The organism is Chitinophaga caseinilytica (genome assembly GCF_038396765.1).
GTDB lineage: Bacteria > Bacteroidota > Bacteroidia > Chitinophagales > Chitinophagaceae > Chitinophaga > Chitinophaga caseinilytica.
The window spans coordinates 3,292,556-3,317,052 of record NZ_CP150096.1; the positions used below are offsets into that span (position 1 = coordinate 3,292,556).

The 24,497-nt window shown below is 56.8% G+C and carries 7 protein-coding genes; 6 read left to right on the top strand and 1 reads right to left on the bottom strand.

Annotated features, from left to right (window positions below; all coding sequences use genetic code 11):
* Positions 1-86 precede the first annotated feature (86 nt).
* The 3 genes from WJU22_RS13580 to WJU22_RS13590 are packed head-to-tail and all read left to right on the top strand — an operon-like array spanning position 87 to position 17,551.
* Positions 87-14,501, top strand: a complete 14,415-nt coding sequence (locus WJU22_RS13580; protein WP_341838723.1) for an Ig-like domain-containing protein — start codon at positions 87-89, stop codon at positions 14,499-14,501.
* 32 nt (positions 14,502-14,533) lie between these two features.
* On the top strand, positions 14,534-15,544 hold the full coding sequence (locus WJU22_RS13585; protein ID WP_341838724.1) for a type IX secretion system membrane protein PorP/SprF: 1,011 nt from the start codon (positions 14,534-14,536) through the stop codon (positions 15,542-15,544).
* An 18-nt stretch (positions 15,545-15,562) separates the two neighbouring features.
* Entirely contained in the window at positions 15,563-17,551 is a 1,989-nt protein-coding gene (locus tag WJU22_RS13590) for an OmpA family protein (RefSeq protein ID WP_341838725.1), read from the top strand.
* Between the two features lie 87 nt (positions 17,552-17,638).
* Here the strand turns inward: WJU22_RS13590 and WJU22_RS13595 are convergent, their stop codons facing one another.
* Positions 17,639-18,913 (bottom strand): PQQ-binding-like beta-propeller repeat protein, encoded by a 1,275-nt coding sequence (locus tag WJU22_RS13595; protein ID WP_341838726.1) that lies wholly within the window; start codon positions 18,911-18,913, stop codon positions 17,639-17,641.
* Between the two features lie 120 nt (positions 18,914-19,033).
* Between WJU22_RS13595 and WJU22_RS13600 the strand changes: the two genes are divergently transcribed.
* From WJU22_RS13600 to WJU22_RS13610, 3 genes are all read left to right on the top strand, one after another.
* Entirely contained in the window at positions 19,034-19,630 is a 597-nt protein-coding gene (locus WJU22_RS13600; RefSeq protein ID WP_341838727.1) for an RNA polymerase sigma factor, read from the top strand.
* Positions 19,631-19,710: 80 nt separating this feature from the next.
* Complete coding sequence (locus WJU22_RS13605; protein WP_341838728.1) at positions 19,711-20,721, top strand: FecR family protein; 1,011 nt, start codon at positions 19,711-19,713, stop codon at positions 20,719-20,721.
* Positions 20,722-21,059: 338 nt separating this feature from the next.
* Complete coding sequence (locus WJU22_RS13610; protein WP_341838729.1) at positions 21,060-24,497, top strand: TonB-dependent receptor; 3,438 nt, start codon at positions 21,060-21,062, stop codon at positions 24,495-24,497.

Below are 24,497 nucleotides of genomic sequence, written 5' to 3' on the forward strand. Positions count from 1 at the left end.
ACCCTGTACATACTGAACCTCATTGACTGTCGTGTCCGGGCTGCCGGAGGCGCCTTACCGATAACCATTTGCATACACCGATCCTCATGAAGAAGATTCTTTCCCTTTTCGTATTGCTGTTCCTGACCCTGCCGATGATGGCCGCCGATTTTTACTGGGTGGCTGGCTCGGGCAGCTGGAGTAACCTGAATAACTGGCGGCTGGGCAGCCCTACTGGCAGCATTCCTGCCTTTGTTCCCACCAGTAATGATAACGTGATCTTCGGGACGGGTGCCGGCAATGCCGGCGCGTGGGTGGTAACGGTAGACGCGAACGTTTTCTGTAACAATTTCACCTGGATGCCGGGGCTTCCGGGCACACCGAGGATCAACCGGACGAACAATTCCTTCATCATATCCGTTTCCGGCAACGTAACCATCCAGCCGAACGTGGCGTACGATGCGATGCAGATCGACATGGTGGGTGGTGTGAATGCAACCGTAACCGCCAATGGGCCGGCGAATGTGAATATGGGTTTTTACATCCGGAAAACGGGCGGGGCGGTCGTAACTTTTACCGATGATTACGTGGCTAAGGTCCTGTACAGCCGGAACGTCATTTCGCTGGTTACCGGGGGGCTGAATGTGGCCAACCGCAAAATCGGGATGTACAGCTTCGGGACAGACCAACCGGGCACGCGTACCCTCGACATCACCAACGCCACGCTGGACCTCGCCTATATGTATAGTGCGTTAGGCAGCGGCCTCACGTTGTCTGCAACCGGCAGCAAGATATTTACGAACCGTTTTTATTCGGATGCAGGCGTTTACAATGAAGTACAAATCCGCAATACCAGCAAGGATGAACATGCAATAGTGGGCAGCACGTTCCGGAAACTGGAGTTCATGAACGCCATAGCCAACTCGGAAGCGCGGATCGCATCCGGCAATACCATCGATACGCTGATTTTCAACGGTACCGGCTCGATCCGGGCGTCGCTGAACAACGTGAAGTATGCGTTGTTCAAGATGGGCGGTTATTTCGGGGGAACGGGCAATACCGTGCAATATGCGGAAGTGAATGGGGCTTTCAGTGTCATTGACAACGGAACGCATACGCTGGACACGCTGATCACCACCCCCAACAAAAATATTACGATCGCGGGAACGCTTAATATCAACAAGCTGCTGCGGGCAGGCGGTACTCCCTGCAACGGTTTCACGGAGATCACCGGTAGCTCGTCGGGCACATTCAATCTGGCGGCAGGCACCGTAGTGGATATTGATAACGTGCTGCTGACGAACATGACCGTGGCGGGCCCCATGACACCGGTAACCGTGAATGGTATCGATAATGACGGGAACACCGGATGGAACATCGTACAGCCATCTGCGCCCGGCACAACCCTGTATTGGGTAGGCGGCGCCGGAGACTGGAACGACAATGCGCACTGGAGCACCGCGAGCGGTGGCCCGGGCGGGGCCTGTATCCCATTTATCAATGACAACGTTGTATTCGACGCCGGTAGTGGATTTGCGGCGGGCAATAATGTGGTGACAACGTCGGCCAATACTTACTGTAAGGATATGACCTGGTCGGGCGTGGCGGCCAGTCCCGTTTTCAACGAAACCACCGCCTTTAACCTGAAGGTGTATGGCTCGTTGGTACTCGACCCTTCGGTTACCATGAACGCAATTCTGTTTATGCATGGTGAAGCGGATGCGACGGTTACGACCAACGGCGCCACAATCGGTAAGCTCGGTTTCAACATCCGCAAGTTCAGGTCGGGTTTTCAGGCTACCGTAACTTTTACGGATAACTGGACAAACCCCAATGGCGCCATTGCCGTGCCACGAGGTGGAATCGATCTGACTAACCGTACCTTGAATATCAATACTTTTTCTTCAGGTGGCGCCCTTGGCCGCTATATTCAAATCGAAAACGCAACGATCCTTGTCAACGACTGGACGGTAATCGGGATTGGCCATATCGTAACGAGTACCAATTCCTACATCCGGGCGGCAACGGGTTTTACATCCTATCTACAGACGTATAACGATGTGGAAGTATTGGCTACCGGGGAATTGGCGATGGAAATTGTCAGTACGAATTTCGGTTGGCTGACGTTCAGCAATACCAGCGTTACATCAGGCGCCAGGATACTAGGCAATAATACCATCCGCCGGCTGGAATTCAAGGGGAAAGCGCAAATACGGAATACCAACAATAATATAGACTCGCTGATCCTGGCGCCCAACCGCAACTTTAACTTGCTGGATGCAACAACGACCAAGGTTAACAAATATTTCAGGTCGGTTCATCCTGCCTGTAGCGGGTTAGGGGAGATCCGAAGCGGAAACGCCGCGATCAGTACATTGAATTTTGGTGCGAATGCTACTGTGGAAATTGAAAACGTGTATATGGAGAATGTCGCCGCTACTGGTGGTGGCGGTTCGTTGACATTGCCGATCCCTTTCAATGGCGCCAATGCCGGCGGCAATTCGGGATGGACCATTTCTCCGGCAGCTGCCGGAGACAGGTATTGGGTTGGCGGGGCCGGTGATTGGAACGATGCCAGTCATTGGAGCAACACAAGTGGCGGATCGGGAGGAGCATGCATCCCGACTGCCAGCAACGATGTTTATTTCGACGCCAATTCCGGGTTTACGGCGGCATCCAAAACGGTGACGATCGTTCAGGGCAACGCTTACTTCCGGAACATGGACTGGACCGGCGCTCCCAACAGTCCCCTCCTGGATAAAAACAATACCTGGGTAGCGGAATGCTGGGGCAATCTGGTGCTGAACCCGAATGCCTTTATCAACGGGCAGATCCGGATGATGGGCGCCAACAGCGCAACGATCGCCGGCAGCACCAAAGGGAACTTCGATATAGATGTCCGGAAAACATCCGGCGCAGGCGTTTCCTTACTCAACGATTTCAATAACGCGAACTCGAACTTCCGGCTGACGACGGGTGGATTCAATATAGCCGGTAAAACAATCAATGTAACCAGCATCAGTAACTTCGGTATCGACGGTAACATCCAGCTGGATATTTCCGATGCCAATATCTCCGCAATAAATTTTCAGTATTACGGAGGTTTCGTCAACCGGACCGTCAATGCCGCGAATTCCCGGATAACCGGTTCGGTTATTCTGCATGGGGGAACATATAACTATATTTCCATACCGGGCACGCTGGCTGGCAATTGCCAGCTGACGAGCGCCACGGCGGATTCCCTCATTTTCACGAACCCGCACAACGCATCGGCGGTTGGTATCAACGGTAATAACAACAACTTAAATTACGTAGAATATAAAGGCAGCGGTGCCATTTATGGTACGGGCAATACGATGGGAACGCTCGTATTCTTCCCCGGGAATATCTACCGTTTGAACGGGGGGTCCACCAATACCATCACCGGTAACTGGTTTGGCAGCGGTACGCCCTGCCGCCTGACAGAGATCCGGAGCAGCACTGCCGCGCAGGCTACTGTCGTTAAAACCAGCGGCAACGTCACTTTCGATTATGTGCGCCTCGAGCGCTCGAGGGCAACGGGTGGCGCTACATTCACAGCAAAAAGCCACAGCGACGATCTCGGTGGCAACTCCGGCTGGACGATCGAGCCGAAAGACGGTGTAACGGGAATCCTCGGCCTTGGCCCCGATCAGGAGCTTTGCGCCAGCGCATTCCCTCACACATTGAACACCACGGGCTTCTTCGGTGCGCCCGGCTCCGTGTACACCTGGAGCGACGGCAGCAACGGGGAGACGCTCAGCGTAACCACCCCCGGGACCTACCGTATCAGCGTCACCTTCCCCGACGGCTGTAACGTGAAAGATACCATCAAGATCACCCAGGCCGTGGTACCCGTAGATCCCATCGCGGGAGATGCAGGCATTTGCGTGGGCGAAACCAAGACACTGACCAATACCACGCCCGGCGGCGTCTGGACCACCAGCGACCCGGCACTGGCTACCGTGGACGCTTCCGGCATTGTGACCGGTGTAGCGGACGGGAACGTCACCATCACTTATACCGTTACTTCCGGCGCGGGTTGCGTGAACGCGGTAACCCATGCCTTGACGGTGAACGCGCTGCCCACAGTGGCGGCCATCACCGGTACGCCCGACGTTTGCGTGGGCGGCACCACACTGCTGGCGAACACCACGGCCGGCGGTACCTGGAAGAGCGGGAACACAGGCGTAGCCACGATCAGCGCTGGCGGCACCGTGACCGGCGTTGCTGCAGGTACGGCCATTATTACATATGAAGTGACGAGTGCGGCAGGATGCAAATCCAGCCAGACGATCAATATTACGGTGAACGACCTTCCGGTTGTACCGGCCATCACCGGCACCACTTCCGTGTGCACCGGCGGCACTACCACGCTGGCGAACGCAATGGCGGGTGGCGTGTGGACTTCCACCAACATCGGCGTTGCGGCGGTAGACCCGGTAACGGGCGTTGTGACGGGCATGGGCGTTGGTACGGCAGACATTACCTACACGGTGATGAACCCCGAAGGATGCTCGGCCGGCAAAACCATCACCGTTACCGTGAGCCTTCCGCCGGCGGTGGCGCCGGTTACCGGCATTACCACCGTTTGTATCGGGGGCAACACTACTTTGTCGAGCGCCACGCCCGGAGGCACCTGGTCTTCTTCCGACAATGCGATCGCAACGATCGACGGAAGCGGGATCGTGACGGGCGTTTCAGCCGGTTCGGTTACCATCACTTATACGGTGACCCTGCCCGGCGGTTGTGTGTCGACGCAGTCGGCCACGGTAACGATGAGCGCGCCGCCGACGGTAGGCGCGATTTCCGGCACCACCGCGGTTTGTGTGGGTGAACAGACGGCATTGTCCAGCGCTACGCCGGGCGGTGTATGGTCTTCCCTGAACACGGCCGTAGCAACGATCGACAATAGCGGCAACGTGACCGGTATCGCTGCCGGCACCGCCGTTATCCAATATACGATCACCAACGGGACTGGCTGCGCAGCTACGCAATCGGCAACCGTGACGGTGAGCGGCAAAACTTACGTAGCGCCCATCTCCGGTACCAATACCGTTTGCCTGGGCGACCATACTTATTTAACGAATGCCACGTCCGGCGGGATCTGGGCTTCCTCCAACATTAGCGTTGCTTCGATCGATCCGACGGGCCTGGTGACGGGGTCGATACCCGGAACGGCGACCATCACCTATACCGTGACCAATGTGAACGGTTGTGCAACGGTGCGGTCGACGCTCTTCACCGTGAACACCCCGCTGCTGGTGGCACCCATTACGGGCAGCAATACGGTTTGTATAGGAGGGACGACCCCGCTGGCCAGCACAACGACAGGCGGCAGCTGGTCTTCCAGCGATCCGACGGTAGCCCTGATCAATGCCAATGGCGAAGTGACGGGTGTAACGCAGGGCAATGTCATTATAACTTACGAGGTTTCGAACAGCGCCAGCTGTAATGCTTCCGTGACGTTCAACCTGGCAGTGCAATCGCCGACGGTGGTGGCGCCCATTACCGGAACTACCGGTGTCTGCATCGGCGGTCAATCCACTTTGGCGAACGCGACGCCCGCGGGGGACTGGTCGTCTTCCAACACCGCCGTGGCAACGATCGATGCATCGGGCGTTGTGACAGGCATATCCGACGGTACTACTACCATCACTTATACGGTAACCGAGGCATCGGGTTGCAAATCCATCCAGACGGCTACGTTTACGGTGCATCCGCTGCCGACAGTAGACCCGGTTGGCGGTGTGACCGATGTGTGCGTTGGGGCCAATACGACATTGTCCAGCGCAACGGCTGGCGGCAACTGGTCGTCGTCGAACACGGCGGTGGCCACGGTAGATGCCTTTGGCGAGGTGACGGGCGTAAGCGCCGGAACGGCGATCATTACTTATGAGGTGACGAGCGGGGCGGGTTGCACATCTTCCCAGGTTGCTACCATTACGGTGCATGCGCTGCCCGGTGCAGGCACGATCACCGGTATTACCGATGTATGTGCCGGTTTGACCACCGATCTTGATAATGCGACGCCCAACGGTACCTGGACTTCGTCTAATACCGCCGTGGCAACGGTGGATGTGAACGGTATCGTGACAGGGCTTACTTCCGGAACAACTACCATTACCTATACGGTGACCAACGCCTCAGGTTGCGAGGCGACGGCAACCGCTACCGTAACCGTTCATGCGCTGCCGAATGCAGGTACGATCACGGGGACGATGAATGTTTGTACAGGTTTGACGACAGACCTTGATAATGCGGTGCCTGGCGGCGTTTGGGCTTCTTCCAACACCGCTGTGGCAACGGTTGACGCCAATGGGCTCGTAACCGGCGTTGCTTCCGGAACGGCCACGATCACTTATGAAGTGACGAGCGCGGCGGGATGTATATCTACACAGCAGGTGACGGTGACGGTCAATGCCCGGCCAGCGGTGAGCCCGGTCCTGGGTGTGGCCAGTGTTTGTATCGGCGGAACGACTACTTTGTCGAACGCTACGCCATTGGGCGTTTGGTCTACATCCGATGCTGCCGTTGCGACCATCGATGCGGGAGGTGAGGTGACAGGTGTATCCGCCGGAACGGCTACCATTACTTATACGGTGACCAATGCGGCCGGATGCGTGTCTGCGAGAACGGCGATCGTTACGGTGAATGCGTTGCCGAATGTGAGTGCGATTACGGGTGTTACCGATATGTGCGCAGGGGCGGGGACTACCTTGTCGAGCGCAACGCCGGGCGGTACCTGGTCTTCGTCGAGCACGCTGGTGGCTACCGTTAATGCGTCGGGCGAAGTGCTGGGCGTATCTGCCGGAACGGCGGTTATTACCTATTCGGTGACCAATGGTGCGGGTTGCGAATCCACGCGGACGATTACCGTTACGGTGAACGCCTTGCCGGCGATCGCGCCGATTACCGGAACGACTGACGTATGTGTGACCGGCACGACCGATCTGGCGAGCGCTACACCGGGTGGTGTTTGGGCAACATCAGACGCGGCCGTGGCCACGGTGGATGCGGACGGAAAGGTGACGGGCGTGACTGACGGTACCGTTACCATTACTTATACGGTTACGAATGTATCCGGTTGTGAGGATGTGCAGATGGCAACGGTGACGGTGAATGCGCTGCCGGTGGTAGACCAGATCACGGGTTCGACTGCGGTGTGTGAAGGATCGACGACCGAATTGGAAAATGCGACTGCCGGAGGTGTATGGACATCTTCGAATACGGCGGTGGCAACGATAGATGCGAATGGCGTGGTGACCGGCCTTACTGCCGGAACGACCACGATTACATATACGGTGACCAACCCATCGGGGTGCGAGGCGGCGCGGACGTTTACCTTTACGGTGAACGGGATGCCGGTGATGGCGCCGATTACCGGAACGAACGACGTATGTGTGGCCGGCACGACCGATCTGGACAACACTACGCCTGGTGGAGTTTGGGCTTCGCTCAACACGGGTGTGGCTATGATCGACGCGAATGGTGTGGTGACGGGTGTTTCAACCGGTACGGCAACCATTACTTATACGGTGACTACTGCTGCGGGTTGTGTGTCTGCGGAATCGATGACCGTTACCGTGAACGCTCTGCCGAGTGCGGGTGCGATCACCGGTACTACCGATGTCTGCATTGGTCTGACGACCGACCTGGACAACGCAGCGCCTGGTGGCGTGTGGACATCGTCCAACACGGCCGTGGCAACTGTTGATGCGAATGGAATTGTGACAGGCCTTACTGCCGGTACGTCTACCATCACTTATACGGTAACTTCTACATCCGGTTGCGTTTCAACTACAACTGCTACCATTACCGTAAATGCCCTGCCGAGCGCGGGTGCGATCACTGGTACGACCGATGTTTGCATTGGCCTGACGACCGACCTGGATAACGCAGCGCCTGGTGGCGTGTGGACTTCGTCCAACACGGCCGTGGCCACTGTAGATGCGAATGGAATTGTGACAGGCCTTACTGCCGGTACCTCTACCATAACTTATACGGTGACTTCTACATCAGGTTGCGTATCAATCACAACGGCTGCCGTTACCGTGAACGCCATGCCGAATGCAGGCACGATCACCGGTACAACCGATGTTTGCATTGGTCTGACGACTGACCTGGACAACGCAGCGCCTGGTGGCGTGTGGACTTCGTCCAACACGGCCGTAGCGACTGTAGATGCGAATGGAATTGTGACGGGCCTCACTGCCGGTACGTCTACCATTACTTATACTGTAACCTCTACATCTGGTTGCGTTTCAACTACAACTGCCGCCGTTACCGTGAACGCCCTGCCGAACGCAGGTGCAATCACTGGTACGACCGATGTTTGCATTGGTTTGACGACCGACCTGGATAACGTAGCGCCTGGTGGTGTGTGGACTTCGTCCAACATCGCCGTGGCAACTGTAGATGCGAATGGTATCGTTACGGGTGTCACCGCTGGTACGTCTACCATTACTTATACGGTGACGTCTGTATCCGGTTGCGTATCGACAACGACCACTATTGTTACCGTGAACGCGCTTCCGAACGCAGGTGCGATCACTGGTACCACTGATGTTTGCGCTGGCCTGACGACCGACCTGGACAACGCAGCGCCTGGTGGCGTGTGGACTTCGTCCAACACGGCCGTGGCAACTGTTGATGCGAATGGAATCGTGACAGGCCTCACTGCCGGTACGTCTACCATTACCTATACTGTAACCTCTACATCTGGTTGCGTATCTACTACAACAGCTACCATTACCGTGAACATCCTTCCGAACGCTGGCACGATCACCGGTACCACCGATGTGTGCATTGGCCTGACGACCGATCTGGACAACGCAGCGCCTGGTGGCGTGTGGACTTCGTCCAACACCGCCGTGGCAACTGTAGATGCGAATGGTATCGTTACGGGTGTCACCGCTGGTACGTCTACCATTACTTATACGGTGACGTCTGTATCCGGTTGCGTATCGACAACGACCACTATAGTTACCGTGAATGCGCTTCCGAACGCAGGTGCGATCACCGGTACCACCGATGTGTGCGTTGGTTTGACGACCGACCTGGACAACGTAGCGCCTGGTGGTGTGTGGACTTCGTCCAACACGGCCATGGCGACTGTAGATGCGAATGGTATCGTGACGGGTGTCACCGCTGGTACGTCTACCATTACTTATACGGTGACGTCTGTATCCGGTTGCGTATCGACAACGACCACTATTGTTACCGTGAACGCGCTTCCGAACGCGGGTGCGATCACTGGTACGACCGATGTTTGCATTGGTTTGACGACCGACCTGGATAACGCAGCGCCTGGTGGCGTGTGGACTTCGTCCAACACGGCCGTGGCGACTGTAGATGCGAATGGAATTGTGACGGGTATCACCGCTGGTACTTCTACCATTACTTATACGGTGACGTCTGTATCCGGTTGCGTATCGACAACGACCACTATCGTTACTGTGAACGCTCTGCCGAATGCAGGCACGATCACCGGTACCACGGATGTGTGCGTTGGTTTGACGACCGACCTGGACAACGTAGCGCCTGGTGGCGTATGGACTTCGTCCAACACGACCGTAGCAACTGCGGATGCAAATGGAATCGTAACTGGTCTCACTGCCGGTACGTCTACCATTACCTATACTGTAACCTCTACATCTGGTTGCGTATCTACAACAACAGCTACAATTACCGTGAACGCCCTGCCGAACGCAGGTACGATCACCGGTACCCCCGATGTCTGCATTGGCCTGACGACCGACCTGGATAACGTTGTGCCTGGTGGCGTGTGGACTTCGTCCAACACGGCCGTGGCGACTGTAGATGCGAATGGAATTGTGACGGGCCTCACTGCCGGTACTTCTACCATTACTTATACGGTAACTTCTACATCCGGTTGCGTTTCAACTACAACTGCTACAATTACCGTGAACGCCCTGCCGAACGCAGGTACGATCACCGGTACAACAGATGTGTGCGTTGGCCTGACGACCGACCTGGACAACGTAGCGCCTGGTGGCGTATGGACTTCGTCCAACACGACCGTAGCAACTGTGGATGCAAATGGAATCGTAACTGGTCTCACTGCCGGTACTTCTACCATTACTTATACTGTAACCTCTACGTCTGGTTGCGTTTCAACTACAACTGCTACCGTTACCGTGAATGCCCTTCCGAACGCAGGTGCGATCACTGGTGCCTTGGACGTGTGCGTTGGTTTGACAACCGACCTGGACAACGCAGCACCTGGTGGTGTATGGACATCGTCCAACACGGCCGTGGCGACTGTAGATGCAAATGGTATCGTGACGGGTATCACTGCCGGTACTTCCACCATTACTTATACAGTGACTTCTACATCTGGTTGCGTATCGTCAACGACCGCATTTGTTACCGTGAACGCCCTGCCGAACGCAGGTACGATCACCGGCACTACCGATGTCTGCATTGGTCTGACGACCGACCTGGATAACGCAGCGCCTGGTGGCGTGTGGACTTCGTCCAACACGACCGTGGCGACTGTAGATGCGAATGGAATTGTGACGGGTATCACCGCTGGTACTTCTACCATTACTTATACGGTGACGTCTGTATCCGGTTGCGTATCGACAACGACCACTATCGTTACTGTGAACGCTCTGCCGAACGCAGGTACGATCACCGGTACCACCGATGTGTGCATTGGCCTGACGACCGACCTGGATAACGTAGCGCCTGGTGGCGTGTGGACTTCGTCCAACACGGCCGTGGCAACTGTTGATGCGAATGGAATTGTGACAGGCCTTACTGCCGGTACGTCTACCATTACCTATACTGTAACCTCTACATCTGGTTGCGTATCTACTACAACATCTACCATTACCGTGAACATCCTTCCGAACGCAGGTGCGATCACCGGTACCACCGATGTCTGCATTGGCCTGACGACCGACCTGGATAACATAGCGCCTGGTGGCGTGTGGACATCGTCCAACACAGCCGTGGCGACCGTAGATGCAAATGGAATCGTGACGGGTATCACTGCCGGTACTTCTACCATTACTTATACGGTAACTTCTACATCCGGTTGCGTATCGACAACGACCACTATTGTTACCGTGAACGCGCTTCCGAACGCAGGTGCGATCACTGGTACCACTGATGTTTGCGCTGGCCTGACGACCGACCTGGACAACGCAGCGCCTGGTGGTGTGTGGACTTCGTCCAACAGGGCCGTGGCGACTGTTGATGCGAATGGTATCGTTACGGGTGTCACCGCTGGTACGTCTACCATTACTTATACGGTGACGTCTGTATCCGGTTGCGTATCGACAACGACCACTATTGTTACCGTGAACGCGCTTCCGAACGCAGGTGCGATCACTGGTACCACTGAAGTTTGCGCTGGCCTGACGACCGACCTGGACAACGCAGCGCCTGGTGGTGTGTGGACATCGTCCAACACGGCCGTGGCGACTGTTGATGCTAATGGTATCGTGACAGGCCTCACTGTCGGGACTTCTACGATCACCTACACGGTAACCAGCACATCCGGTTGTGTTTCTACTACGACTGCAACCATTACCGTGAACGCCCTGCCGAACGCAGGTACGATCACCGGTACTACCGATGTCTGCATTGGTCTGACGACCGACCTGGATAACGTAGCGCCTGGTGGCGTGTGGACTTCGTCCAACACGGCCGTAGCAACTGTGGATGCAAATGGAATCGTAACTGGTCTCACTGCCGGTACTTCTACCATTACTTATACGGTGACTTCTACATCCGGTTGCGTATCGACAACGACCACTATCGTTACCGTGGACGCACTGCCGAACGCAGGTACGATCACCGGTACAACAGATGTGTGCGTTGGCCTGACGACCGACCTGGACAACGTAGCGCCTGGTGGCGTATGGACATCGTCCAACACGGCCGTGGCGACTGTGGATGCGAATGGAATCGTGACGGGTGTCACTACCGGTACTTCCACCATTACTTATACAGTGACTTCTACATCTGGTTGCGTATCTACTACAACAGCTACATTTACCGTGAACGCCCTGCCGAACGCAGGTACGATCACCGGTACCACCGATGTGTGCGTTGGCCTGACGACCGACCTGGACAACGCAGTGCCTGGTGGCGTGTGGACTTCGTCCAACACGGCCGTGGCAACTGTAGATGCAAATGGAATTGTGACGGGCCTCACTGCCGGCACCTCTACCATTACTTATACTGTAACCTCTACATCCGGCTGCGTTTCAACTACAACTGCTACCATTACCGTAAATGCCCTGCCGAGCGCGGGTGCGATCACCGGTACCACCGATGTGTGCGTTGGCCTGACGACCGATCTGGATAACGCAGCGCCTGGTGGCGTGTGGACTTCGTCCAACACCGCCGTGGCAACTGTAGATGCGAATGGTATCGTTACGGGTGTCACCGCTGGTACGTCTACCATTACTTATACGGTGACGTCTGTATCCGGTTGCGTATCGACAACGACCACTATTGTTACCGTGAACGCACTTCCGAACGCAGGTGCGATCACTGGTACCACTGATGTTTGCGCTGGCCTGACGACCGACCTGGACAATGCAGCGCCTGGTGGTGTGTGGACTTCGTCCAACACGGCCGTGGCGACTGTAGATGCGAATGGAATTGTGACAGGCCTCACTGCCGGTACGTCTACCATTACTTATACGGTGACTTCTACATCAGGTTGCGTATCAATCACAACGGCTGCCGTTACCGTGAACGCCCTGCCGAATGCAGGCACGATCACCGGTACCACCGATGTTTGCATTGGCCTGACGACCGACCTGGACAACGCAGCGCCTGGTGGTGTGTGGACTTCGTCCAACATGGCCGTGGCGACTGTGGACGCAAATGGAATTGTGACGGGCCTCACTGCCGGTACTTCTACGATCACCTACACGGTAACCAGCACATCCGGTTGTGTTTCTACTTCGACTGCAACCATTACCGTGAACGCCCTGCCGAACGCAGGAACGATCACCGGTACTACCGATGTGTGCGTTGGCCTGACAACCGACCTGGACAACGCAACGCCTGGTGGCGTATGGACTTCGTCCAACACGGCCATGGCGACCGTAGATGCGAATGGAATTGTGACAGGTATCACTGCCGGTACTTCTACCATTACTTATACAGTGACTTCTACATCCGGTTGCGTATCGACAACGACCACTGTCGTTACCGTTAATGCGCTTCCGAATGCTGGTGCGATCACCGGTACGACCGATGTGTGTATTGGTTTGACGACCGACCTGGATAACGCAGCGCCTGGTGGCGTATGGGTCTCGTCCAACACGACCGTGGCGACTGTAGATGCAAATGGTATTGTGACGGGCCTCACTGCCGGTGCTTCTACCATAACTTATACGGTGACCTCCACTTCCGGTTGCGTTTCAACTACAACAGCTACCATTACCGTGAACGCCCTGCCGAACGCAGGCACGATCACCGGTACCACCGATGTCTGCATTGGCCTGACGACCGATCTCGACAACGTAGCGCCTGGTGGCGTATGGACTTCGTCCAACACGGCCATAGCGACTGTGGATGCGAACGGTCTGGTAACCGGCCTATCCGCAGGTACGACCACCATCACTTACACCGTCACCAACACCGGCGGTTGCGCCGCCAGCAAGTCCATCGTCATCAGCGTGAAAGCCTGCACGCCGCAAGTTCCGCCCGTTGCCACAGACGACCAGGCCCGCACTTACCAGGCCCAACCCGTGAATATCAACGTGATCGCTAACGATACGCAGGCCAACGGCGCCATCGACGTAGCCACCGTTACGGTACAAGCACAGCCTGCTAACGGAACGGTAACCGTATCTGCCAACGGGATCGTACGATACACACCTGCACCGGGCTTCACCGGCACGGACAGGTTCACCTACATCGTCCGCAACACCGGTAACCTCCCGTCCAACATCGCTACCGTCACCATCAACGTAGACATAATGCCGGTGGCCGTGAACGATACGCTCAACACACGCCCCGACCAGCGCACGCAGATACCGGTACTCACCAACGATAAAGGCGCCATCGACCCGGCCTCCATCGTGATCTCGCGCCAGCCGGCCAGGGGAACAGTCACCATCAACCCCGACGGTACCGTCACCTTCGCACCGCTGCCCGGATTCAAAGGCGCGGAAGAATTCAGGTACCGCATGCGCGATGTACACGGGACACTGTCGAACGAAGCCGTGGTGCGGATTTATGTGGGAGAAGAAGACTTCTTCATCCCCAACGCCATCACGCCGAACGGGGACGGTATCAACGACCGCTTCGTGATCCCCGATCTGCACAAGTTCCAGCGGGTATCGCTCACCGTGTTCAACCGCTGGGGGAACGAAGTATACCACAAAGCACTATACGATAACAGATGGGATGGCAACGGCCTCTCCGGCGGCACCTACTACTATATCCTGAAAGTCGAAACGCCGCAAGGGCCCAAAGTCATCAAAGGCTGGATCCAGCTGCTTAAATAACCGATTCCTGAACGACCAAAAAAACGATGCTCATGCGCAACAAAATAATAGGGATGATCTTCCTCGCAACGGCGGCCACCTTTCCGGCCGCCGCCCAGCAGGAGGTGCAATTCAGCCAGTATGTGTTCAACGGGCTGGCCGTTAACCCTGCCTACGCCGGTTACCGGGGCGACGGTTACCTGAACGCCACCTTCCGGAAGCAATGGGTCGATTTTCCCGGTGCCCCCACCACAGGGATCATCTCTTTCGACGGACTGCCCGCATGGGCCGACAATGAAAAGGTCGGCCTCGGCATCCAGGCGCTGTGGGACAAGTCCGGTCCGCAGGAATACATGTCCGTTTCCGGGGCCTACGCCTACCGCATCCCGCTCAACGAATCGGGCTCCCGCCGGCTGAACCTCGGGCTGGCCGTCAGCGTTGCGCAATACAGCGTTACGGGCAATTCCCTCCAGCTCACCGATCCCAACGATCCCTACGCGCCTACGGGCAAGATCAGCGCCTTCAAGCCAGACGCCAGTTTCGGTATGTATTATTACACGCCGAACTTCTACGCCGGCGCCTCCGTGCTGCAGCTCTTCTCCCAAACGCTGGACAATAACGTGCATATCGGCGGCTCGCAAACCGAATACCTCGTCATCAAACGCACCCGCCACGTCTACTTCACCACCGGTTGCATGATCAACCTCGACGCCGATGTGAAACTGAAACCTTCGATCATGATCAAGGAAGATTTTCACGGCCCCACCAGCTTCGATCTCAACCTGTTCGCCCTCGTGTCTGAAAAACTCTGGATCGGCGGTTCGTACCGTTCCTCCGTGCCACTGCTCAACAAAAAAACATTGCAGGACGGACTGCGGAGGGCCAACGCAGCCAGCGCCATGGTGGAATATTTCGCGGGAGACAAGATCAGGATCGGTTATTCGTACGACTTCGCGCTGAGCGGCATCGCCAGCTACCAGACGGGCTCGCACGAGATTTCGATCGGTATCCTCTTCCCCCGGAAACAAAATGGAGAACGGATCATCAGTCCGCGGTATTTCTAATCAAACAGCTTAACACCCATGAACATACGTGCGATATGGCAACTGTCTGGCCTCCTATGCATTGGGGCGGGCCTCGTGGCGAACACCGCTTCCGCGCAGGAGCAGCGTACAGCCAGAGACAGGGCTGAGGTACATTACCTCCGGTACGAATACAGGAAAGCCGCCGTTTTTTTCGAAGAAGCGGCCAAAAGGAAATTTTTCAAAACGGAACAGCTGCGGATGCTCGCCGATTGCTACCGCCAGCTCGATGAATACGACAAGGCCGTAGACAGCTACCGCAAAATCACGGAAAGTAAAGACGCCCTTCCGGCGGATTTCCTCCATTACGCCGACGCGCTGAAGAGCACCGGCGATTACGCCACGGCGAAGGAAGTGTACGGCCGCTACCGCGAAAAAGGCGGCGCCGAAGCAGCAGCCCGCATCGCCGGCTGCGATTCCGCCATCGCCTGGATGGCCGCTGCGCCGCCGGTGATCACGAACCTCCGGCACCTCAATACCTCGGCGGCCGACTGGGGCGCCACCTGGAACGGGAACGGGCAGTTCGTTTTCACTTCAGACAGCCTGCGCTCCTCCATGCTCGACCCGAAACAGAAGGCTTCCCTGCAGCAATACCGCCGCACCGGCAACGCCTTCCAGAAATTATATCTGGCCGATACCGTGCACCGCAACCCAGACGCTATCGTGGTCCGCGGGTTCGATAACGTACTGAACGATTTCAGGTACCACGTTGGCCCGGTGGCCTTTTCTCCGGGAGGTGACACGGCGTATATCACCGTAACGAGCCCCGGCAAGCCGGTAGCCCAGAAAGTGGGCCGCCACGAAAGATATCGCACCCGCAGACTGGAATTGTTCGTGAGCGTCAGGGGCCGGAATGGCTGGCAAGCGCCCGCGCCCTTCGCTTACAACAACGCGCAATATTCCATCGGCCACGCCGCCGTTTCGGCCGACGGGAAAATACTTTATTTCACGGCAGACATGCCCGGCGGACAGGGGAAAACAGATATCTGGTTTTGCGAACAGAAGGCAGATGGCACCTGGAGCGCGCCGCGGAACTGCGGAGCAGCCATCAATACGCCCGAAGAAGAAGCCTTTCTCACGGTGAACGAAGCCGGCTGGCTGTACTTCTCCAGCAAAGGGCATCCGGGCATGGGCGGCTTCGACTTGTTCGTAGCTGAAGGAGCGGGCCAGCACTGGAACCATCCCATCAACCTGAAATCAGGCTACAATTCCCCGGGCGATGATTTTCACCTGAAAAGCGGCCCCACCGGCACCGAAATTTTCGCCTCCAACCGCAAAGGTGGAATGGGCGGCGATGACCTCTATGGGCTCGTGCCCGAGATCGCGGCGAAACCTTCCATCGAAACCGGCAAAAAAATATTCATACTGGAAACCACCGTCTTCAAACAGGGATCAGAACAACCAGCCGCCGGGGCCACGGTGTTGCTGACGGACGAGAACCGCAACGACTACTGGACGCTGCATACGCAGGATGATGGAAAAGCATACATGGTGCTCACGGACGGTCACCGGTATGTTGTATCAGCGTCGGGCCCCGGTAATGGCTGGTCAGCAACGAAAACGTTCACCGCCGGGAAAGAGGACACGGTGAAGATAGGCTTGCAGCTGCAGGCAGGCGTTCCCCGCCCCGGCGCCATCATGCACCTGGTGAGTATCTACTTCGACCGCGATGGCTACCGCCTCCGCCCCGAAAGCCTCTCCGCGCTGGATTCCCTGGCAGATATGATGGAACGCTTCCCCGGGCTGGAAGTGGAACTGGGCGCGCATACCGACAGCCGGCATACGCACGCCTACAACATCACGCTGTCTGAACGCCGCGCTACCGCCGCCGCCAATTACCTCGTGAGCAAAGGCATCGACAGGGCCAGGCTCAAAACCGTGGGCTACGGCGAAAGCCGCCTGACGAACAAATGTGCCGACGGCGTGGAATGCACCGAAGAAGAACATCAGCAGAACCGCCGCATGGAAGCGCGGATCCTCAAACGATAATCCATGGGGGATTTCAACAGGACGAATACACCACAAAAAAAGCGTCGGACAGAAAGTCCGGCGCTTTTCTTTTATGCATGGATGCAGTTATGGTTGATCGGGGAGTGGGATGGCGTACACGGTGCCGTCGGTAGCCGCAACGATCACCGATTTTCCGGCGATGAGCGGCGCGGCGGTAATGGGGCCGAGGGCGTAGAGCTTGTCCATCACGAGAAGCGTGGTGCTGTATTTTTCCGGTACCGCGCCGGCGGCGAGGAACAGGAAATCGATCTGGTCGCGGTCGAGCGTGGAGGTGCCGTGGGCTTTGCGACCCGGGGTGTCGAAGGTACTGAACACGTCCAGCGAATCTTTGTTGAGCAGGTACATCCGGCCCGTGAAATCGCCGTAGGCGACCAGGTTTTTGCCGACCGCCGGTGCGCCGAAAACGTAGCCGCCGCCTTTGTTGCGGAAGATCTCTTTCCCGGTTTTGGCGTCGAGCTTCAGCAGTAGATAGGAGTCGGACGTGCCCACGTAAACATGTTCACCGTCTGCCACCGCGGTGCCGGAGATCCAGGCGTTGCCGCCGTCGTACGTCCAGATGAGCTGGCCGGTAGCCAGGTCGATGGCGCGGAACTTCGCGTCGCGCGCGCCTACGTATACACGTCCGTCTGCGACTACCGGGCGCGCCTGTATGCCTTCGAGGACGCCGCCGTATTGGGTGTCTGTCCCGGTTTTGAATTTCCATCTGAGCTTTCCGGTATTGGCATCGAGCGCATATATGTAGGTGTCCCAACTGCCGATCACGACCGTATTGTTGCTATACGCCGCGCCGCCATGGACGGGGCCTTGTGTTCGGAATTTCCATTTGAGTTTACCGGTAGCGGCGTCGAGCGCGTAGATGGAACTGTCGCTGCTGCCGAAGAACACACTTTTGCCGTTGGTTGCGGGAGCGGAGAGGAAGAAATCGTACACGTCTTCCATATAATCGGTATCGGGTTTCATCGACCAAAGCCCTTTGCCGCCGTTCTTCCTTTCCCCGCCGGTTTTGAACGTCCAGACGGCCTGTCCGTTTTTCACATTCACACCATAATAATGCCCGTCGTAACTCCCTACCACGGCCGTGTTGCCGGCGATGCAGGGTTGTGTGGCGATCTCTTTTTTTGCGGAGAATTTCCATCGCTGTTTGCCGGAATGCAAATCAATTGCATATAGGTGCCCCGCGGAACTTCCCGCCAGTATCGTGTTGCCAGTAAGCGTCGGGGCGCTGAAGAACCGGCCTTCACCCTTGAACTGCCAGGATTGTGCGTGCGTGGAAAGGCTGACTGCGGCCAGGGGAGCCAGGAGGAAAATGCTTTTGAATTGTGGGAGGAAGGGAAGGGGCATAAGGCTAAATGGTTTTGTGCATCAGTAAGCTAATCAATTCCATGCAATAATTAATACATACTTAATACCACCGCGGGAAAATAGCCAGTAAGTTTGTCCCGGAAAATTGTGGTCATACTTATGGGATTTTCGTTAACGGGACAATCGGATAACTTTTTGCTGGAGGAATGCAGGAACGGCAATCCCCGGGCATTCGACGAGCTGTTTGACCGTTATTCCGCCCGGCTCCATCATTACGGCCTCAAATACATTGACGATGCCCACCAGGCCGAAGAAGCCATGCTCGACGTTATGCTCTGGCTCTGGCAGAAATGCGACCAGGTGCCCCCAGACGTGCAGCTCGCTCCCTACCTTTTCCGCGCCATGAAAAACGCGGTAGTGCGCACGGTGACCCGCCAACGCAATTTCACCGTTCCCCTCGAGCACCTTGGCGAAAGTGTGCCCGCCGGTACCCTGGACGCCGACAGCCGCATCCGCGAGCGGCAGCTGGAAACCGCCTGGCTGGAAGAGCTGGGCCAGCTCAGCGAGCAACGCCAGAAAGCGTTCCGCCTCAGCCGGCTGGAAGAATTGTCGCACGCCGAAATAGCCCGGGAAATGAAGCTTTCGCCCTTTACCGTCAAGAATCATATCAAAGCCTGCCTTTCCCAATTCCGTGAGCGGTTGAAAGACTACGCCGACCTCAGCACCGCCATTGTTATCTGTATATTAACTCTCTGATTTTTTCCTTTCCCGGTTAGCCCTCCCTTCCCGATACTGTACTATATAGGCATGCGGCGATTAATGCCGCCTTGCAGATCATGACGAATCAAGTCGACAGCCCACACATACACCGCTATCTCGATCGCCTTTGCACGCCCATGGAGCAGGCGCGGGTGGAAGCATTCCTCCAGCTGCCGGAAGGCCGCGAACTGCTAAACGCCGTTCTCGAAGCCCGGATGGCTGCGGATATGGAGGAAAGCGCCTCCGCAGTGGTTCCCGCCGAAACGCGCGCGCAATGGAAAGCGAAGCTCGCGGAAAGAATGTTCGGGGATGGAAGCGCCCCCGCCAAAGTGGTCCCCATGCGCAAATGGTTCAAAGCCGCCATGTGGGCCGCAGTGATCGGCGGCGCGGGATGGATGGGCGCACGGATGCTGAAGCACGCGCAGCGCGAACCGGCCATGGTCATGGCTTCCAAGCAAACGGCCAATGGCCGCCGCGCGGTAGTGCGGTTGACGGACGGGTCGGTAGTACACCTCGGCGCCGGAAGCAGCCTGCGCTACCCGGAATCGTTCAGCGGCGATGCCCGCGAAGTATTCCTCGACGGCGAAGCATTCTTCGAAATAGCAGAAAAACCCGGACAGCCGTTCATGGTGCATTCCGGCGAAGTGCGGACCACCGTGCTGGGCACCTCGTTCCGCGTGAGCGCGTTCAACGGCAGGCAGGCCCTGGTGGCCGTGGCTACGGGCAAAGTGCGGGTAGACCATGTGAAAGACGGCGTTCCGCAGGAACTGGCGGTGCTGACGCCGGGCGAGGAACTGAACTGGGAACAGACCGGTGGAAAATTCCACGTAGCGGAAGTAAAAGCGACAGACGTGGAAGCCTGGAAAGGCGGAAGGTTGGTATTCCACAGCAAGCCGCTGTTGGAGATCGCGAAAGAACTGGAACGCTGGTACGGCGTAGAGATCGCGATCGGCAAGGAAAGTATTTCAGATCAGAAAATAACGGTAACCCTTTCCGGCGCGGCGCCGCTCGACAAAACGATGCAGCTGCTGGCCGCGGGAGGAGGGTTTTCCTATATCACCCAAGGGGGAAAAGTCACCATTCATTAACCTTAAACATTGCGCATGATGTAGAACGGTACGCAAAAAAAATGCCCCCGCTTGCGTTTGCACCGCCGGCAGGAGCATGTAGATAATTTCTTTCACCTTTCATGTTTTGGACGACGATGACGGTGAGGAAATTACATGGGCATCTCATGCCCGTACGTTAACAGATTGCCCTTCGCAGGGCTTAACCAGTAACATTCAAAAGTATGAAAAAAGGATTAAAGAATGATCCTTTCGGAAAAGTCATGCCCGCTGTGACCGATGGCCGCGCACTTGAATGTAACGCTCCCGGGAACGCCGCTTGGCCCGATTCCGGACCGTTACGTCAAATACGCTTCCTGATGAAATGCTCGTTTATCTTCCTGCTGATCCAACTTACCTGCGTGAGCCTGCTGCTGGCCGGCACGGCCACCGGGCAAGACCTTTCCGCCCGGCTCGATCTCCGGCTGACCAATGCCGGTGTGCGGGAAAGCCTGCTCCTGATCGAAAAGGAAAGCGGTGTGCGCTTCCTGCTCCCCGAATCGCTGCTGGAGAACACCGGCAAAAAGATCACCCTGCATCAGCCCGGTATCTCCGTGAAAGATGCGCTGGCGCATGTTTTTGCGGGAACGGAACTGACCTATAAACTATTGAACGGATATGTGGTAGTGGTCCGCAAGCCCGTTCCCATCCGCGTTTCCGGGCGGGTGCTCGACGGGAAGTCGAAAGAGCCGCTGCCCGGGGTGTCGATCCGTGTGAAGGGGACTTCCAGCGGCGCAGTGACGGATGTATCCGGCAATTTCGCGATCGATATTCCCGAAGAGGGCGCTACACTGGTATTCAGCCTGATGGGATATGACGCGAAGGAAGTAAAAGTTGCAAAGGGCACCACTTCGATTTCCGTAATGCTCAATACCGCGTCGCGCCAATTGGGCGAAGTGACGGTGAACGCCCGCAGGAAAACGAACACCGAAATCACGGTGCTCCAGGAACGCAAGAACGCCGCCATCGTGCAAGACGCCATTTCGGCGCAGCAGATCGAGCGCACCGCTTCCATCACCACCACCCAAGCCCTGCAACGGGTGAGCGGCGTAACGGTGACAGACGATAAGTACGTGGCCATCCGCGGGCTGGGCGACCGCTCCGTGATCGGGCAGCTCAACGGCGTGCGCCTCGCATCCTCCGACCCCGACCGCAGCGCCATTCCCCTCGATCTCGTGCCCGCAAGTCTCCTCGATAACATCACCATCTTCAAAACCGTTACGCCCGATAAACCGGCAGACGCCGCCGCAGGGATCGTGGAGCTGAAAACCAAATCCATCCCCGACAAAGCCACACTGGAGATCATCGCGCAGACGGGCTTCAATTCCAACATCGGGATGGGCGGGAAGATGAACAGTTTCTATAACAGCGAGCTCGGTTTTTTCGGCGGGAAAGTGAATGAGAAAAACCTTTCCCCCGAATTCCTCAACCTTTCCAAACAATATCCCGGCGGGCTGGGCCAGATACAAACGCTCATCGCCAACAGCCAGCACGACCCCGCCATGCGCCAGGAAGCCAATCGCATCAACCGCATCATGCACGGATTCGATCCTGTGCTGACCACCCGCTACAAACAGGCGCCCCTCAACCAGCTGTATTCCGCTACATACGGCAACAGCTTCAAGGTGCTGAAGAATAAACAGCTGGGCCTCGTGCTGGGCGCCAACTATTACCGCCGCGCGAGCGATGTGTATGGCGGCGAGCTTACACAGTACAGCATTTACCAGGGCGTGATCACGGGAAACCCACAGGTGTACAGCCCGCGGAGTATCCCGAATTACATCACGCCGAACAGCCTCTACATGGGCAAATACCAGACGTACAAGGAAAATACCGGCACCGAAACCCTCAACTACGGTACCCTCGCGGGGCTTTCGTTCCGCTTCAGTCCGCGCCACGAGATCAGCATGCAATACCTCGGCAGCTGGGGCTCCGAAGCGCAGGCCGTGAACATGTACGGCCAATATCAATACACCGGCCTGCCCGGCGAAGTGAACAGCACGATCTATTCCCTCAAGCAAACGCGCCGCAGCCTCAACACGTTCAACCTGCAGGGCGAGCACAAGTTCACCGCATCGGCGTATTCGCCGCGGCTGAGCTATAACATGGCATCTTCCTCGTCTTCCCAGAACGATCCCGATTTCCGGTTCGTAACGCTGACGGATTATAAACCCCGCAACGGCGCCTATTACTGGCGGCCTTCGGTAAGCCCGGCAAGCGGACAGGGCACCTGGAACCATACCGATCATCTCTACGCCCTGAACTCCGGATATGTGAACGGGTACGGCACCTACGGCATCATCCAGGCGGAGCCAAACGGCCGCCGGTGGCGCAATCTGGAAGAAACGAACTGGAACTACAAAGCCGATGTCACCCTTCCGTTCCCGCTGTTCGGCCGGAAACAGGAATTCAAAACCGGTGTCAATTACCTGAATCGCGACCGCACTTTCCGGGAAAACATGTTCTTTTTGCCCGGCTCCAACTTCGCGCCGAACGGTGCGCTCACGCTGTACGACGTTGCCGGTAATCTCGACAGGTTCGTCAGTGCCGATGTGATCGGCATCAGGCCGGTTGCCGGCGGAACGGGCGAAGGGGCGGACAAAGTCGGCGGTTACCTGTACAACAGCCAGAAATCACCGAACAACTACACCGGCTTCTTCGAAACGAATGCGTTCTACGGTATGCTCGACATGCGCATCCTTGAAAACCTGCGCCTGGCGGGTGGTGTGCGGTTCGAGAAAACGAATATCCAGTCGGCCGTGGATACGTCCGACGTATATCTCGATCCGGCATTGACGAAGAAAAACGACGACGGGCAATCCGTTCCCGTCATGATGATCGACCCGAACACCGTTTACAAAACATCCTACAAACCCTACTACGCGGCCAACCTGACCTACACGCTCCACGAGAACATGAATTTCCGCATGGCCTACAACACCACACTGGCGCGGCCGGAGCTGCGCGAGCTTACGAACGTGTTCGAGTTCGATGCGTTCCAGATGGGCCTGGTAGTGGGGAACCCCAACCTCGTGAACCAGCATACCGAAAACCTCGACTTCCGTTGGGAATGGTTTCCGGCGGCGGGGGAAGTGATCTCCGTGTCGGCCTTCGGCAAGCGCATCCAGAACCAGCTCGTGAAAGTGTTCAGCTTGAAAACGGACGGCCTGGCGGCGAAGTATCCCGAATATCCCACCATTCAATTCCAGAACGATCCCAACCGCGGTACGGTTTGGGGCGTGGAACTGGAACTGGTGAAGGATTTGGGAAGATTGTCGCCCGCATTCCGCAACTTCTTCATCGGCACCAACCTGCTCCTCGCGCAAAGCAATATCAAGAAAACGCAGGAGCGGTACAGCGCCAATAAATCGCTGGACAGGCATACGCCGGAAAACAGTCCGCTTTTCGAACAGGCGCCTTTCAGCCTCAATGGCTGGCTCAACTACAAGAACGCACGTTCCGGTACCGACCTCACGGCCACGTTCAACATGGTAGGGGAGCGGCTGGTGCAGATCAATCTCACCGGCGAGCCCGATCTCTACACCCGGCCCGTGCCCATGCTCGACCTCGTGTTTTCGCAGACGCTGGGCAAACGCCTGTTGTTCAAGGGGTATATGAAAAATATCCTCAATCCCGCGATCGAAACGGTGTACGCCAATCCCGGAACGGGTGGCAAATGGTACGGCAACCGGTATGTGAACCGCAGCTTCAAGCGCGGCGCGGAAATCATGCTGGGCTTTACTTACAAGCTGTTATAA

What these genes read in the sequence shown, in the direction of transcription:
- WJU22_RS13600 (WP_341838727.1), top strand. Translation starts at nt 19,034, where the DNA reads ATGGGATTTTCGTTAACGGGACAATCGGATAACTTTTTGCTGGAGGAA.
- WJU22_RS13605 (WP_341838728.1), top strand. Translation starts at nt 19,711, where the DNA reads ATGACGAATCAAGTCGACAGCCCACACATACACCGCTATCTCGATCGC.
- WJU22_RS13590 (WP_341838725.1), top strand. Translation starts at nt 15,563, where the DNA reads ATGAACATACGTGCGATATGGCAACTGTCTGGCCTCCTATGCATTGGG.
- WJU22_RS13595 (WP_341838726.1), bottom strand. Translation starts at nt 18,913, where the DNA reads ATGCCCCTTCCCTTCCTCCCACAATTCAAAAGCATTTTCCTCCTGGCT.
- WJU22_RS13580 (WP_341838723.1), top strand. Translation starts at nt 87, where the DNA reads ATGAAGAAGATTCTTTCCCTTTTCGTATTGCTGTTCCTGACCCTGCCG.
- WJU22_RS13585 (WP_341838724.1), top strand. Translation starts at nt 14,534, where the DNA reads ATGCGCAACAAAATAATAGGGATGATCTTCCTCGCAACGGCGGCCACC.
- WJU22_RS13610 (WP_341838729.1), top strand. Translation starts at nt 21,060, where the DNA reads ATGAAATGCTCGTTTATCTTCCTGCTGATCCAACTTACCTGCGTGAGC.